The organism is Mycobacterium sp. NGS61 (assembly GCF_059812325.1).
On sequence record NZ_JCALCL010000007.1, the window covers coordinates 154,135 to 167,934 of the forward strand.

Below are 13,800 nucleotides of genomic sequence, written 5' to 3' on the forward strand. Positions count from 1 at the left end.
AACATCGATGCCCGCGTTCGACACCATCGGCTACGACGTCGACGGGCATACCGCGACCATCACGCTGAACCGACCCGACGCTCTCAACGCGCTGAGCCCGCATATGATCACCGAATTGCGGGCCGCCTACCAGGAGGCCGAAAACGACGACAAGGTGTGGCTGACGATCGTCACCGGCACCGGGCGGGCGTTCTGCACCGGGGCCGACGTCAAAGCCATTCCCGAAGACGGCAAGGTGATCTACGAACGGCCTTACCTGTCCACCTACGACCAGTGGGAGGCACCGCAGGAAGGCACCCCGCCGTTTCGCACCGCAGCGAAACCGGTGCTGACCGCGGTCAACGGATTGTGTTGCGGGGCGGGCATGGATTGGGTCACCACCTCCGACATCGTCATCGCATCCGAGCGGGCCACCTTCTTCGACCCGCACGTCAGCATCGGACTGGTGGCCGGTCGTGAGATGGTCCGCGTGTCACGGGCATTGCCCCGCTCGATTGCGCTGCGCATGGCCCTGATGGGCAAGCACGAACGGATGAGCGCGCAACGCGCGTACGAACTCGGACTCGTCAGCGAAGTCGTCGAACACGAGTGCTTGCTGGAACGGGCCCGGGAGATCGCCGACATCGTCAATTCCAATGCGCCCCTTGCCGTCCGCGGTACCCGACTAGCCATCCTCAAAGGACTCAACGTACCGCTGCACGAGGCGGAGATCATGGCTGAGACGTTCCGCGAGCGGGTGTTGCGGACCGAAGATGCCCAGGAAGGCCCGAAGGCGTTCGTGGAGAAGCGGAAACCGGATTGGCAGTGCAAATGAGTGGGTCGACGGACTTCGAAACCATCCTGCTCGACGTCGACACCGCCGACCACGTTGCCACCATCACGCTGAACCGCCCACAGCACCTCAACGCCTTCAACCGCACCATGTGCACGGAGATGGCTGAAGCCTGGCGCCGCATCAAGTTCGACGACGCGGTGCACGCAGTGGTGCTGCGCGCGGCCGGGGAGCGCGCCTTCAGCGCCGGACTGGACATCAAGTCACCCTACGGACAACCCGACAACGTCTGGAACCACGAAGATCCCGGCGAACTGCTCAGCCCCAAATGGCAAAAGATGTGGAAGCCGGTGGTGTGCGCGGTGCAGGGCATGTGCACCGCGGGGGCGTACTACTTCCTCAACGAATCCGATGTGGTGATCTGTTCGGCGGACGCGACGTTCTTCGACTCGCACGTATCGGCGGGTCTGGTCTGCGCATTGGAACCGATCGGCCTGATGCGCCGCATCGGGCTGGGCGAGACACTGCGGATCGCGCTGTTAGGCAACGACGAACGGGTCAGCGCGGACACCGCGCTGCGCATCGGGCTGGTATCGGAAGTGGTTGACTCGCAACAATTATGGGCTCGGGCGCACGAGATAGCGTCGGCAATAGCGACCAAGCCGCCGTCGGCGACGCAAGGCACCGTCAAGGCGATCTGGGAGTCGCTGGACAAACCATACCGGGCCGCGATGGAGCAGGGACTGATCTACACCCGGCTGGGTAATCCGCTGGGCACTGCTGAGCTCGGCGCACAACCGAAGCCGACCGGCGTACCCAGGGTCCGGTGATGCACGCTCTGAGCCGGCGTATCGATCACGTCCTGCAACTCGAGCCCGGTGCGCGCGCCGTCGAATACGCCGGGCACTGGTTGTCCTGGGCGCGGATCGGTGACGCCGCCCGGCGCATCGCGCCGTTGACCGCCCAGCACCCGGAAATCGGTGTGTTGCTGCGTAACCGGCCGGGGCACGTGGCGGCGTTGCTCGGCGTGCTGCTGGGCGGCGGCACCATCGTGACCCTCAACCCGGCACGCGGTGACGACCGCACCAGGGCCGACCTCGCCGCACTCGGACTTCCGCTGGTCATCGGCGAGTCCGCCGATCTCGCCAAATTCGTGGCGTCCGGATCCGCCACCCTGGCCATCTCCGGAACCCTGGACGACGGTGCCCAACCGGGCCCGCCGTCGCCGGAGGCGCCGGCATCCGACATCGCGGTCCGGATGCTGACCAGCGGAACCACCGGCCCGCCCAAACGCATCGACCTCAGCTACCGCATGCTGGCGCACAGTGTGTTGGGCGCCGGGTACCAGCACGCACCGGAGCCCAGCGCCCTGCGCCGCGGGGTGGCCATCGTGAATTCGCCGCTGGTGCATATCGGGGGCGTGTTCCGGGTGCTGCAATGCGTCGCCGAGGGTCGACCCTTCGTCCTGCTGGAGCGGTTCGAGTTGAACGCGTGGGCCGACGCGGTACGTGAACACCGACCGCGTGCGGTGTCGCTGGTGCCCGCCGCGCTGCGCACGGTACTGCATTCCGACCTCACGCGAGCAGACCTGGCCGGCATCCGCGCTGTCACCTGCGGCACCGCGCCGCTGTCCGCCGAGGATGCCGACGCGTTTACCGAAAAGTACGGTATCCCGGTGCTGACTTCCTATGCCGCAACCGAATTCGGCGGCGGGGTGGCCGGCTGGACGCTGGCCGACCACCAACAGTACTGGCGCGCCAAGCGGGGCAGCGTCGGGCGGGCCAACCCCGGCGCGCGGCTGCGGGTGGTCGACGACGACGGCACACCGCTGCAACCCGATCGAGTGGGCCGACTCCAGGTCAAGCCCGCCCAGTTGGGGCCGACGGCCGACTGGATGCAGACCAACGACCTGGCGCGTCTCGACGGTGACGGGTTCCTGTGGATCCTGGGGCGCGCAGACCAAGCGATCATCCGCGGCGGATTCAAGATCATGCCCGACGAGGTGCGCACCGCACTGGAGGCCCACCCCGCGGTGGCGGGTGCTGTGGTGGTCGGCGTCTTCGACGAACGCCTCGGCGAGACACCGGTGGCCATGGTGGAACTGCGCGCACCTGCCACGGCCGACGAGTTGCTGGATCACTTGCGAACACGGCTGGCGCGCTACGAGATTCCCACCGAGATCGCGACGGTCGAGGCCATCCCGCGGACATCCTCCGGCAAGGCCGATCTGGGCGCCATCAAAGCTTTCTTCAGTGCCACACCTGACCATGCCCGGTGACGGCAACACCATCGCCGCGACCCTGCGTCAGCAGGCCCGGCGCGGGGCCCACCCCCTACTGGTTTGCGATGACGACCGGCTCAGCTACGCGCAGGCAGACCGCCGCTCGGCCGAACTTGCCCGCGGCCTGATCGGTGTGGGTGCCGGTAAGGGCACCCACGTCGGCCTGCTGTACCCCAACGGCACCGAGTTCGTCGTCGCGATGTTGGCCGCCGCGCGCATCGGCGCGGTGGTGATACCTTTTTCGACCTTCGCCACCGCCCGTGAACTGGTCGAGCAGCTGGTACACAGTGACACCGCAATCATGTTGAGCGCCAGATCATTCCGATCGCACGACTACACCGAACGGCTGGCCGGCGCCGGCGATGCCGCACCCCTGTTGCGGCACTGCGTCTTCGACTGGGACTGGTTACGGCGATGCGGTGACGATATCGATCCCCGGCTACTCACCGCGCTGGAAGACGATGTCGACGGCTCTGCGGTATTGACCATCGTCTACACGTCGGGCTCCACGAGCGTCGCCAAAGGCGTGGTGCACACGCACGCCGCGCTGCTGGACCACCAGCGGAACCTCAACACGATCCGCGGCCTCACCGCTACCGACAGGTTGTTCTGCAACTCGCCGTTCTTCTGGATCGGCGGGTTCGCGTTCGCCCTGCTGGCCACCCTGGTGGCCGGATCTACCCTGGTGTGCTCCAACGCCACCGATCCCGGCCGGACGCTGGATCTGATTGAGACCGAAAAGCCGACCGTGACAAACGGTTTCGTGTCCGCCGTCATCCATCTGGCCCAGCACCCCAGCTACCCCGGCCGGGACCTGAGCTCGGCGCGGCGCGGCAACCTCTACCCGATCATGGCACCCGAAGTCCGACCGGCCGATCCGGAGCTACGGCACAACATGCTGGGGATGACCGAGGCCGGCAGCGTGTTGCTGATCAGCGGGGACGAATCCGACCAACCCGAACACCGGCGCGGTTCCTACGGCCGCCCGGCACCGGGATTCGAGACCTCGATCCTCGACCCGGACAACGGAATCGGCGAGCTGTGCATCCGCGGACCGTACGTGATGCAGGGCTACTACAAACGCAGCCGCGAGGAATGCTTCGACGCCGACGGCTGGTTTCACACCGGCGACCTGGTGCGCGCCGACGACGAGGGCTACCTGTACTACCTCGGCCGGCTGGCCGGGATGATCAAGACCGCCGGCGCCAATGTCTCCGGGGCGGAGGTGGAGCAGGCCATCGCCCGAGCAGGTTTCACCGCACATGTGGTCGGTGTTTCCGATGCCGCGCGCGGCCAGCTGGTGGGCGCGGTGATCGTGCTGCCCGACGGTGTCCCGCACTTCGACGAGGCAGCACTGCGCGCACGGCTCACGGGCGAATTGTCGTCCTACAAGATCCCGAAGCGGTTCATCGCCCTGGCCCGCACTGAGCTTCCGCTGTTGTCCAGCGGCAAAGTCGACCTGCGACGACTGCAGGAGCTCTTCGATGGATGACACCATCGACCGGCTGGTGCGACTGCGCGCCACCCGCGACGCCGCCAAGGCTGCGGTAATCGACCCCGCGGGGCGCATCAGCTACACCGAATTGGACACGACCACCGGCGATCTGGCCGCTGCCCTGATTCAGGCCGGGGTGGCCAAGGGCACCCGGGTCGGTTTGATCATGCCCAACAGCGTCCGCTGGGTGCAGATCGCCGTCGCGGTGACCCGCATCGGTGCGGTGCTGGTTCCGTTGAGCACACTGCTGCGGCCCGCGGAACTCGTCGCGCAGCTGCGGACGGCCTCGGTGCAGGTTCTGGTGAGTGTGGCGGAATTTCGCGGGCACCGTTACCTCGAGGACCTCGCGGCGGTGCCCCGGATGGAATTGCCTGCACTGCAACAGGTCTGGTCCATCGATCGACTGGACGGCAGCGCGGCGGCGGACCGCCGGAGCGTCGATACGATGGCCGCCACCGTCACCGCGGCGGACCCGCTGGTGATCATCTTCACCTCGGGCAGCAGCGGGTCGCCCAAGGGGGTCATCCACTCACACGGCAGCGCGTTGGGCGCGGTGCGGTCCGGACTGACGGCCCGTTGCATCACCGCCGATACCCGGCTCTACCTGCCGATGCCGTTCTTCTGGGTGGGCGGCTTCGGCAGCGGGATCCTGTCGGCACTGCTGGCCGGCGCCACCCTGGTGACCGAGGAAGTGCCGCAACCGGACACCACCCTGCGCCTGCTGGAGCGCGAACGGGTCACGCTATTCCGCGGCTGGCCCGACCAGGCACAGACACTGGCCCGACACCCGCGCCGCGCCGAGGTCGACCTGTCTGCGCTGCGGCCGGGCAGCCTGGATGCGTTGCTGCCGCCCGCACAGCGCGCACCATCGGGTGCCCGCGCCACCCTGTTCGGTATGACCGAGTCATTCGGGCCCTACTGCGGCTATCCCGCCGATACCGATCTGCCCGCGGCGGCGCGGGGCAGTTGCGGAAAACCGTTCCCCGGCATGGAAGTTCGCATCGTCGATCCGGATACCGGCGCGCCGCTGCCGGCGGGCACCACCGGCATGATCCAGTTCCGCGGACCGCATACGCTGCGCGGAATCTGCCGTCGCAGCAGGGAAGACGTGTTCACCCCGGACGGCTTCTACCCCACCGGCGACCTCGGCCGCCTCGACGCCGAGGGCTTCCTGTTCTATCACGGTCGCTGCGACGACATGTTCAAGGTGAGCGGCGCCACCGTCTATCCCAGTGAGGTGGAACGCGCGTTGCGGGGCATCGAGGGTGTCGAAAGTGCCGTTGTCACAGATGTTCCCGGCCCGGCTGGTAAGCGGGTGGGTGCGGCGGTGGTGTGCCGGCGGCTCGACACCGCCGCGTTGCGCGACGCCGCCCGCCGGGTGCTGAGCGCGTTCAAAGTGCCGACGGTGTGGCTGGTGTTGGACTCCGACGAGCAATTGCCGCGGGGTGGTACCGGCAAAATAGATGTGCGCCGGCTACGGGAGATGTTGACCGAGTCGGGGCGTTAGGGAACTCGCGTCCAGGGTTGGCAGTTCTGCGACTCGAAAGCCTTGACCGATGTGTTGATATTGGCGAACATCGGGCCGACGGAGATATTGGTCTGCAGGACATGCTCTTTGTTCGCGTCCGGCGTGCTGTAGGTGAACCAGGCGCACATGGAGTCCTGAGTCGGCACATTGTTGATCCAGACGCCGATGGTCGACGCCGATCCGCTGGTGCGGTAGAGGCCGGGGACGATGTCGGGCCCGACGACGAAGACGCCGTTACCCGGGATCGGGTCCAATGGGTCGGCGCCGGCCGGCGGCGCGAGCGCAATGACGGACAGGCCGGCGACCAGTGCGGCAGTTGCGCGTAGCGCACGTGTACGGGGCATTGCACTTCCTCTCGTGCCACCCCCGACACACAGTATGCGTCACTGCCCGCCCGGCTGTGTCCGGTCACCCGATCTTGGGTAGCGGAACACGGTCACCGACCTCACCGTTGTCGTCGCGCAACGCCGAGGATGCCAATCCCTCGCGCAGCAACCAGCGGGCGAGCTCCAACGTTTCGGCGATCTCGGTCTCCGACAACCGCAATCCTGCCGGCTGCAGTCGCAGCGAGATCACCCCGTTCCAGGCGCCCCAGAGGAATTGGGTGAGGCGCGTCGAATCGACCGGTCGTGCCTCGCCCGCCGCAATCGCGTCGTCGATCACACCGGCGAAGCGGTGCAGCAACTCGCCGACGCGGTCACGGATCTTGGCCTCGGGCCCGTCCGGGGCCGACAGCGGCGCCGTGCCCGGGTTGCGATTGGCCAGGAAGTGGAAAGCGCCGGGATGCTCCAAGTGGAACCGAAGATAGGCATCGCCGCCGGCCAGCACGCGCTGCAGCGGCGTCAGCGTCGGGTCCTCGCCGCGCTTCATGTATTCGGCGAACAGCTCCAGAGATCTGTCGACCAGATGCAGGTAGACGCCGCGTTTGCCGTCGAAATGCGTGTATATCGACCCGACCGAGATGTCGGCGGAATCGGCGATCTCCTCGATCCGGGCGCCGTCGTAACCTTCGCGGCTGAACACCTCTTCGGCCGCATCCAGGATGGCCGCGCGCGTGCGGGCGCGCCGGCGTTCGCCGCGCGCCGCCGCGCGCTCGGCCGTGCTGGGAGCGCTGCCAACTGACACGCGCCCATGATAAACAGCAGAGACATTTATAAGTCAATTCATTTTTTGAACACTCTTGAAAAGAGCACACTGACCTGGCATTCTCTCTGTCATGCGGGAGAACACGGACGTCGTCATTGTCGGAAGCCGGTGCGCGGGCACCGCGGCCGCGATCGCGCTGACGCGACGCGGACGCAACGTGATCGCGCTGGACAGCGCGTCATTTCCCTCGGACACACTGTCGACACACCTCTTCTTCCCCCATCACTGGGCCGAATTGGAACTGCTGGGCGCGCGCGACCGGGTGCTCAAACTGGGCCCGCCGCTGCACACCCGAGCCGGACTGGCCGGGCCGGGCGTGGAAGTGGTCGGCGAATTCGGCGCTGCCCAGGGATTCACCGCCGGCGCCTGCGTCCGACGGCCGGGCCTCGACCTCGCGCTGGTACAGACGGCACGGGCCGCCGGCGCCGAGATCCGCGAACGGACGCGGGTCACCGATCTCCTGCGCAACGACGACGGTCGCGTCACTGGAGTCCACTACCGCGGCCGCGACGGCGCCGAGGGCACCATCACCGCCCAGCTCGTAATCGGGGCGGACGGACGCCGTTCCACGGTCGCCCGACTGGTCGGCGCCACCGAGCACCACCACTGGGACAACCAGCGCATGATGGCCTTTGCTTATTACGACGACGCCTACCACGAAGATGCCCACGAGTCCTTGCGCCACGTCGCCATGCAGTGGCGGTACGACGATGATCTGGTCACCGTATTCCCTTGTGACGGCGGCCAATTGGTGGCGCTGTTGATGCCGCCGGTGCGCCGCGCCGACGAGTTCCGCGCCGACGCCGAGCAGGCGTTCGCCGACACCGTGCAGCGTATCCCACCGTTCGCCGCGCGGCTGACCGGCTGCACCCGGGTCGGCAAGATCCGGGTCTCCTACCAGCACCCGTCCTACTTCCGTCACTCACACGGTCCAGGGTGGGCGCTGGCCGGAGACTCCGGCCACTTCAAGGATCCCGTGACCGCTCAGGGTATCCGGGACGCACTGCGATTCGGCCGACTGCTGGGCGAGACGACGGCGGCGCACCTCGACGATCCGCAGGCTCTGGACGCGGCGCTGGCCGCCTGGGAGCTGGACCGCGATGAGCAGTGCCTGCCGATGTACCAGTGGGCGAATCTGCTCGGCCGCGGCGACGCGGTGTCCCCGATCGAGGACGCGGCCTACCACTGGCTGGCGCGCCAACCCGACGGAGCGATGCAACTGCTGGATGTCTTCTCCCGAAACCGATTGCCCGCAGAGGTTTTCACCCCACGCCGGCTGGTCGGCTGGATAGCGGCGGCCGCGCGCAACCCGGAGGTCGACCGCAGCCAACTGTGGCGCACGGTGCGCAGGGACGTGCGACGAGAAGTCGAGCGCATGATCGAGCAGCGCATGTTCAACCGCCGACGCAAGGCATCTGCTGCGGCTACTGTCGCGGCGCCGACGAACCAGCCGGCGTCGCCGGGGCAACTACTCCCCGCTCGATGAGGTGCTCGATCAGCGGAATCGCGCTGGCGGCAAGATGTTCCGACATCGCCGCGCGGGCCGCCTCCTCGTCGTGCGCACCCAGCGCGGCCAGCACCCGCCGATGATCGCGGATGGCCTGGTCTGGCCAGTGCTCGATCATCGGGAACACCGATTCGGGCGCATAGCGGGTGATCTGCGACATGACCTGCGCGAGCTTCGGTGAATCCGCCGCGATGTTGATGGCGCGGTGGAACTCGTGGTTCAGCCAGACGGTCCGCTCGCCGTCGTCGGCGGCGTAGGCCTGCTCCAGCTGCAGCTGAATGTCCTGGAGTTCGCGCAACTGGTCCTCGGTGATGCTGTGGGCGGCGCGCGCGGCCAGCTGACCACCCACGTGGGCCTGCACATTGGCGACATCGGCGAGATCGCGCTGGGTCAGCGGCAGCACCACGAAACCGCGCCGGGGTTGTTGGGCCACCAAGCCCTCGGCGCGCAGCGCGAACAACGCCTCCCGCACCGGTGTGACACTGATACCCAGCTCCGCGGCCAGCTGGTCCAACCGGACGTACTGGCCGGCGGCGTAGGTGCCTTCGAAGATCCTCTTTCGGACGAAGGCCGCGATCTCCTCGGAAAGCTGTGGCCGCGAACCGAAATCCGGAACCGTCATGGCGTCACATCCGATACTCGTCGAGCAGGCGCTTGCTGATGATCTGCTTCTGGATTTCGCTGGTGCCCTCGCCGATGAGCAGGAACGGCGAATCGCGCATCAGCCGCTCGATCTCGTACTCCTTGGAGTAGCCGTAACCGCCATGGATCCGGAAGCTCTGTTGGGTCACCTCCGAACAGAATTCACTGGCCAGATACTTCGCCATCCCGGCCGCGACGTCATTACGTTCCCCGGAGTCCTTCAGCCGGGCCGCATTGACCATCATCAGATGTGCGGCTTCGACTTTGGTGGCCATCTCGGCCAGCTGAAAGGCGATCGCCTGGTGTTCGGCGATCGGCTTGCCGAATGTCTGCCGCTGCTGGGCGTACCGCACCGCCAGCTCGAAGGCCCGGATTCCGACCCCACAGGCCCGTGCCGACACGTTGACCCGGCCGACTTCGATACCGTCCATCATCTGAAAGAAGCCCTGCCCCGGCGTGCCACCGAGGATGTCTTCGGCACTCGCCCCGTAACCGTCGAAGATGAGTTCGGTGGTGTCGATGCCCTTGTAACCCAGCTTGTCCAGCTTGCCGGGAATGATCAGGCCGGGCAGCACTTCGCCGAAGCCGGTGGGCTTTTCGACCAGGAACGCGGTCAGGTTGCGGTGCGGCTTGTCGGCGCCTTCGTCGGTCCGCACCAGCACCGCGACCAGTGTCGAGCTGCCGCCGTTGGTCAGCCACATCTTCTGGCCGTCGATGGTGTACGTGCCGTCCTCGTTGCGGGTCGCGCGGGTGCGGATGGCGGCGACGTCGGACCCCAGCTCCGGTTCGGACATGGAGAACGCGCCACGGGTCTCACCGGTGGCCATCCGCGGCAGGAATCGTAGCTTCTGTTCGGCGGTTCCGTGCTGGCGCAACATGTACGCGACGATGAAGTGGGTGTTGAGCACACCGGAGACGCTCATCCAGCCGCGCGCCAGCTCCTCCACGCACAACGCGTAGGTCAGCAGTGATTCGCCCAGGCCGCCGTACTCCTCGGGGATCATCAGACCGAACAGGCCCATGTCGCGCAAGCCGTCGACGATGGCCTGCGGGTAGGTGTCGCTGCGTTCGAGTTCGGCTGCGGCGGGAATGATCTCCTTGTCGACGAATTGCCTTACCGTGGCGATGATCTCGGTTTGAATCTCGGTCAGGCCGAGCGTCTGGGCTAGGCGTGTCATGCGCTTTTCGTCCCTATCGTCTTCGCGGTCGCCAGACGCGCGATGTCCTCGTCCGTCAATCCCAGGTACTCGATCAGCACGTCGGCGGTGTCGGCGCCCAGCGCCGGCGCGGCCGCGCTGGCGGGGTGCACACCGTCGAACGCCGTCGGCATGGCCGGGGCCAGGTAGTCGCCGACTCCGGGTTGATGAAGTCGGGAGAACAACGGGTTGGCAGTGACTTTCGGATCCACGGCGACTTCGGTGAAGGTCCGGTAGCGCTCGAACAGCACGGTGGTGCCGGACAACGCCGCATCGATCTCGTCGGCGGTGTGCTCGGCAAACCAGGTGCCGAACAGCCCGGACAGCACGTCGCGGTAGCGGTAGCGGTCACCCTCGGCCGCGAAGTCCGCTCCCAGCGCCTCGGCCAACGCGGTCAGCGCCGCCCCGGTCCCCGTCACTTCCACCAGGTCACGAAAATGCCTGCGCGTCAACAGCACCACCATGAATCTGGCATTGTCGCGGCTGACGAAATCCTGACCGTACTGGCCGAAGATGGAGTTGCCCACCCGCGGCCGCTGGGTTCCGAGCACCTGCGGTTCGGTCAGCAGCCCGAGATTGCCCGCAGTGGCCAAGGCGACGTCCTCGAGAGCCAGGCTGATCCGGGCGCCCAACCCGGACCGGGCGCGACGGTGCACGGCGGAGACGACGGCAAGCGCGGCGTACAGCCCGCAGCTGACGTCCCAGGCGGGCAGCACGTGGTTGATCGGGCCCGCGTGTTCGGCCGGGCCGGTGACGAGCGGGAAGCCGATGGCCGCGTTGACGGTGTAATCCACCCCGGTGGATCCGTCGCCCCGGCCCAGCAACTGGACATGGATGACGTCGGATCGTTTGGCCGCCAACGCCTCATGGCTCAGCCAGGGCAGCCCCGCCGAATTGGTGACGACGATGCCGTCACCCGCGACGATCAACCGCTGGACCAGATCCTGGCCTTCGGGTGCCCGAAGGTCGATGGTGGCCGAACGCTTCCCCTTGTTCAGCCCGGTCCAGTAGATGGACGTGCCGTCCTCGGTCAACGGCCAGCGCTGCACATCCGAGGCGCCGCCGATCGGGTCGATGCGGATCACCTCCGCGCCAAGCTGATTGAGCGTCAACCCACACAGCGGCGCGGCGACGAAGCTGGACACCTCGATGATGCGCAGGCCGCTGAGCGGCAGGGCCGGGCCGGTCACGTGACCCGCTCGAAGACGGCGGCCAATCCCTGCCCCCCGCCGATGCACATGGTTTCCAGGCCGAATCGGGCCTGGCGCCGGTCGAGTTCACGTGCCAGCGTGGCCAGCATCCGCCCGCCCGTCGCTCCGACCGGATGCCCGAGCGAGATGCCCGAGCCGAGCACATTGGTCCGATCATGGTCGGCGGCACCGAAATTCCACTCCCGCATCACTGCGAGGGCCTGGGCGGCAAAGGCCTCGTTGAGTTCGATCAGGTCCACATCGCTGAGCTGCAGGCCGGCCTTGGCCAGCGCGACCTCGGTGGCCGGCACCGGTCCGATTCCCATGATGTTGGGCGCGACGCCGGCCTGACCCCACGACACCAGCCGCACCAACGGACGCAGGCCGAGTTCGGCCGCCTTCGCCGGCGTGGTCACCACGCACATCGCCGCCGCGTCATTCTGTCCGCTGGCGTTGCCCGCCGTCACCGTCGAGTCCGGATCATCGTTGAGCAGCACGGGTTTGAGCTTGCCCAGGGATTCCACCGTGGTGTCGGCGCGGGGATGCTCGTCGGTGTCGACCAGTTCCGCACCGGCCCGCGTGCGTACGGCGACCGGGACGATCTCGTCGTTGAGCAGGCCGTCCTGCTGGGCGGCCACCGCCCGCTGGTGTGACCGCACCGCGAGCTCGTCCTGCTCCTGCCGGGAGATGCCGTACTGGCGGCGCAGGTTCTCGGCGGTCTCCAGCATGCCGCCGGGGACCGGGTAGTTACGGCCACCAGCAGTGCTGCGGCCGCGGGCCAGCGCGTCATGCACGCGGACTCCGGAACGTGCTCCGCCCCATCGCATATCGGTGGAATAGAACGTCACATTGCTCATGCTCTCGCAGCCGCCGGCGACCACCAGGTCGTTGTTGCCGGTGCTCACCTGCAGGCACGCCTGAAGCACCGCCTGCAACCCAGATCCGCAGCGGCGGTCGACCTGCATGCCGGGAACAGTGACCGGCAGACCGGCGTCGAGGGCCACCACCCGGCCGATCGCAGGTGCCTCGGCGCTGGGATAGCAGTGTCCGAGGATGACGTCCTGCACCGTCTCAGGGGCGATGCCGGTGCGGTCCAGCAGACCGCGCAGAGCGGCGACGCCGAGATCAACCGCGCTGAGCGACTTGAACATTCCGCCGTACCGGCCGATCGGCGTGCGGATCGGCTCGCAGATGACGGCCTCGGTCACAGGTGCCGACCGCCGGTGATCTCCATGACCGTGCCGGTCATGTACGAGGACAGGTCGGAAGCCAAGAACAGGGCGACGCTGGCGACTTCGCTGGGCTCCCCGGCCCGTCCCATCGGCACCTCGGCCACCTTGGAGTCCCAGATCCGTTGCGGCATGGCCTCGGTCATCGCCGAGCGGATCAGGCCGGGCTGGATCGCATTCACTCGGATACCAAGGTAGGCAAGCTCTTTGGAAGCGGCCTTCGTCATTCCGACGATGCCGGCCTTGGCCGTCGAGTAGTTGGTCTGGCCGATCATGCCGACCTTGCCTGAGATCGACGACATGTTGATGATCACCCCGTGCTTGGCCTCGCGCATGACCGCCGCCGCCAGGCGGGTCCCGTTCCAGGTGCCCTTCAGGTGTACGTCGATCACTTGGTCGAACTGCTCTTCGGTCATTTTGCGCATGGTCGCATCGCGGGTGATGCCGGCGTTGTTGACCATGATGTCCAAGGCGCCGAAACGGTCGATGGCGGTGTCGATCAGGTTCTGCACCTCGTTGGCCTGGGTGACATCGCAGCGGACCGCGACGGCCACCTGATCACCGCCCAACTTCTCGGCCGCGACCTGCGTCGCCTGCAGATTGACATCGCCGAGGACTACCCGCGCACCCTCGGCGATGAACCGCTCGGCAATGGCGAAACCGAGACCCTGCGCACCGCCGGTGACCACCGCGGTCTGACCCTCCAGCAACGACATCACTCATCCCTTTCCGGCCCGGAGTCGGGCGCCACAAACGTCCCGGATCATATTTCATATATGATATTGCGTATCCTATCAGCCGTCCGAAGGAGCAC

13 protein-coding genes are annotated in these 13,800 nt (G+C 67.0%); 6 read left to right on the top strand and 7 right to left on the bottom strand.

Annotation, left to right across the window (positions count from 1 at the left end; genetic code table 11):
• The first annotated feature begins 7 nt into the window (after positions 1-7).
• From AC5Y3Z_RS16490 to AC5Y3Z_RS16510, 5 genes are read left to right on the top strand one after another with little or no spacing between them, the layout of a single operon-like run.
• Positions 8-814, top strand: coding sequence for an enoyl-CoA hydratase/isomerase family protein (locus tag AC5Y3Z_RS16490; protein WP_463826567.1), 807 nt, complete (start codon positions 8-10; stop codon positions 812-814).
• Entirely contained in the window at positions 811-1,602 is a 792-nt protein-coding gene (locus AC5Y3Z_RS16495; RefSeq protein WP_463826568.1) for an enoyl-CoA hydratase/isomerase family protein, read from the top strand. The genes AC5Y3Z_RS16490 and AC5Y3Z_RS16495 overlap by 4 nt, the downstream gene beginning before the upstream one ends.
• Complete coding sequence (locus AC5Y3Z_RS16500) at positions 1,602-3,050, top strand: AMP-binding protein (RefSeq protein ID WP_463826569.1); 1,449 nt, start codon at positions 1,602-1,604, stop codon at positions 3,048-3,050. The genes AC5Y3Z_RS16495 and AC5Y3Z_RS16500 overlap by 1 nt, the downstream gene beginning before the upstream one ends.
• Complete coding sequence (locus AC5Y3Z_RS16505) at positions 3,040-4,545, top strand: class I adenylate-forming enzyme family protein (RefSeq protein ID WP_463826801.1); 1,506 nt, start codon at positions 3,040-3,042, stop codon at positions 4,543-4,545. Before AC5Y3Z_RS16500 ends, AC5Y3Z_RS16505 begins: the two co-directional genes overlap by 11 nt.
• Positions 4,538-6,055 (top strand): class I adenylate-forming enzyme family protein, encoded by a 1,518-nt coding sequence (locus tag AC5Y3Z_RS16510; RefSeq protein ID WP_463826570.1) that lies wholly within the window; start codon positions 4,538-4,540, stop codon positions 6,053-6,055. The genes AC5Y3Z_RS16505 and AC5Y3Z_RS16510 overlap by 8 nt, the downstream gene beginning before the upstream one ends.
• Here the strand turns inward: AC5Y3Z_RS16510 and AC5Y3Z_RS16515 are convergent.
• Together AC5Y3Z_RS16515 and AC5Y3Z_RS16520 are read right to left on the bottom strand one after the other, a co-directional pair.
• On the bottom strand, positions 6,052-6,420 hold the full coding sequence (locus AC5Y3Z_RS16515) for an Rv1352/Rv1906c domain-containing protein (RefSeq protein WP_463826571.1): 369 nt from the start codon (positions 6,418-6,420) through the stop codon (positions 6,052-6,054). The genes AC5Y3Z_RS16510 and AC5Y3Z_RS16515 overlap by 4 nt on opposite strands.
• A gap of 64 nt (positions 6,421-6,484) precedes the next feature.
• Positions 6,485-7,201, bottom strand: coding sequence for a TetR/AcrR family transcriptional regulator (locus tag AC5Y3Z_RS16520; protein ID WP_463826572.1), 717 nt, complete (start codon positions 7,199-7,201; stop codon positions 6,485-6,487).
• 91 nt (positions 7,202-7,292) lie between these two features.
• Here AC5Y3Z_RS16520 and AC5Y3Z_RS16525 point away from each other — a divergent pair, with 91 nt between their 5' ends.
• Complete coding sequence (locus tag AC5Y3Z_RS16525) at positions 7,293-8,708, top strand: NAD(P)/FAD-dependent oxidoreductase (RefSeq protein ID WP_463826573.1); 1,416 nt, start codon at positions 7,293-7,295, stop codon at positions 8,706-8,708.
• On the opposite strand, the gene AC5Y3Z_RS16530 is transcribed toward AC5Y3Z_RS16525, so the two are convergent.
• The 5 genes from AC5Y3Z_RS16530 to fabG are packed head-to-tail and all read right to left on the bottom strand — an operon-like array spanning position 8,647 to position 13,705.
• A complete protein-coding gene (locus AC5Y3Z_RS16530; RefSeq protein WP_463826574.1) occupies positions 8,647-9,351 on the bottom strand; it encodes a GntR family transcriptional regulator in 705 nt (234 codons plus the stop codon). The genes AC5Y3Z_RS16525 and AC5Y3Z_RS16530 overlap by 62 nt on opposite strands.
• Before the next feature lie 4 nt (positions 9,352-9,355).
• Positions 9,356-10,549 carry an acyl-CoA dehydrogenase family protein gene (locus AC5Y3Z_RS16535; protein ID WP_463826575.1) on the bottom strand — a complete coding sequence of 398 codons (1,194 nt, stop codon included), beginning with the start codon at positions 10,547-10,549 and terminating at the stop codon, positions 9,356-9,358.
• Positions 10,546-11,757 carry a CoA transferase gene (locus tag AC5Y3Z_RS16540; protein ID WP_463826576.1) on the bottom strand — a complete coding sequence of 404 codons (1,212 nt, stop codon included), beginning with the start codon at positions 11,755-11,757 and terminating at the stop codon, positions 10,546-10,548. Before AC5Y3Z_RS16540 ends, AC5Y3Z_RS16535 begins: the two co-directional genes overlap by 4 nt.
• Entirely contained in the window at positions 11,754-12,965 is a 1,212-nt protein-coding gene (locus AC5Y3Z_RS16545; protein ID WP_463826577.1) for an acetyl-CoA C-acetyltransferase, read from the bottom strand. Before AC5Y3Z_RS16545 ends, AC5Y3Z_RS16540 begins: the two co-directional genes overlap by 4 nt.
• On the bottom strand, positions 12,962-13,705 hold the full coding sequence (gene fabG, locus AC5Y3Z_RS16550) for a 3-oxoacyl-ACP reductase FabG (protein ID WP_463826578.1): 744 nt from the start codon (positions 13,703-13,705) through the stop codon (positions 12,962-12,964). The genes AC5Y3Z_RS16545 and fabG overlap by 4 nt, the downstream gene beginning before the upstream one ends.
• Positions 13,706-13,800: the final 95 nt, after the last annotated feature.

Excerpts from the sequence above, each read along its gene's own strand:
- AC5Y3Z_RS16535 (WP_463826575.1), bottom strand. The coding sequence starts at position 10,549 with ATGACACGCCTAGCCCAGACGCTCGGCCTGACCGAGATTCAAACCGAG.
- AC5Y3Z_RS16495 (WP_463826568.1), top strand. The coding sequence starts at position 811 with ATGAGTGGGTCGACGGACTTCGAAACCATCCTGCTCGACGTCGACACC.
- AC5Y3Z_RS16525 (WP_463826573.1), top strand. The coding sequence starts at position 7,293 with ATGCGGGAGAACACGGACGTCGTCATTGTCGGAAGCCGGTGCGCGGGC.
- AC5Y3Z_RS16500 (WP_463826569.1), top strand. The coding sequence starts at position 1,602 with ATGCACGCTCTGAGCCGGCGTATCGATCACGTCCTGCAACTCGAGCCC.
- AC5Y3Z_RS16490 (WP_463826567.1), top strand. The coding sequence starts at position 8 with ATGCCCGCGTTCGACACCATCGGCTACGACGTCGACGGGCATACCGCG.
- AC5Y3Z_RS16515 (WP_463826571.1), bottom strand. The coding sequence starts at position 6,420 with ATGCCCCGTACACGTGCGCTACGCGCAACTGCCGCACTGGTCGCCGGC.
- AC5Y3Z_RS16510 (WP_463826570.1), top strand. The coding sequence starts at position 4,538 with ATGGATGACACCATCGACCGGCTGGTGCGACTGCGCGCCACCCGCGAC.
- AC5Y3Z_RS16530 (WP_463826574.1), bottom strand. The coding sequence starts at position 9,351 with ATGACGGTTCCGGATTTCGGTTCGCGGCCACAGCTTTCCGAGGAGATC.
- AC5Y3Z_RS16505 (WP_463826801.1), top strand. The coding sequence starts at position 3,040 with ATGCCCGGTGACGGCAACACCATCGCCGCGACCCTGCGTCAGCAGGCC.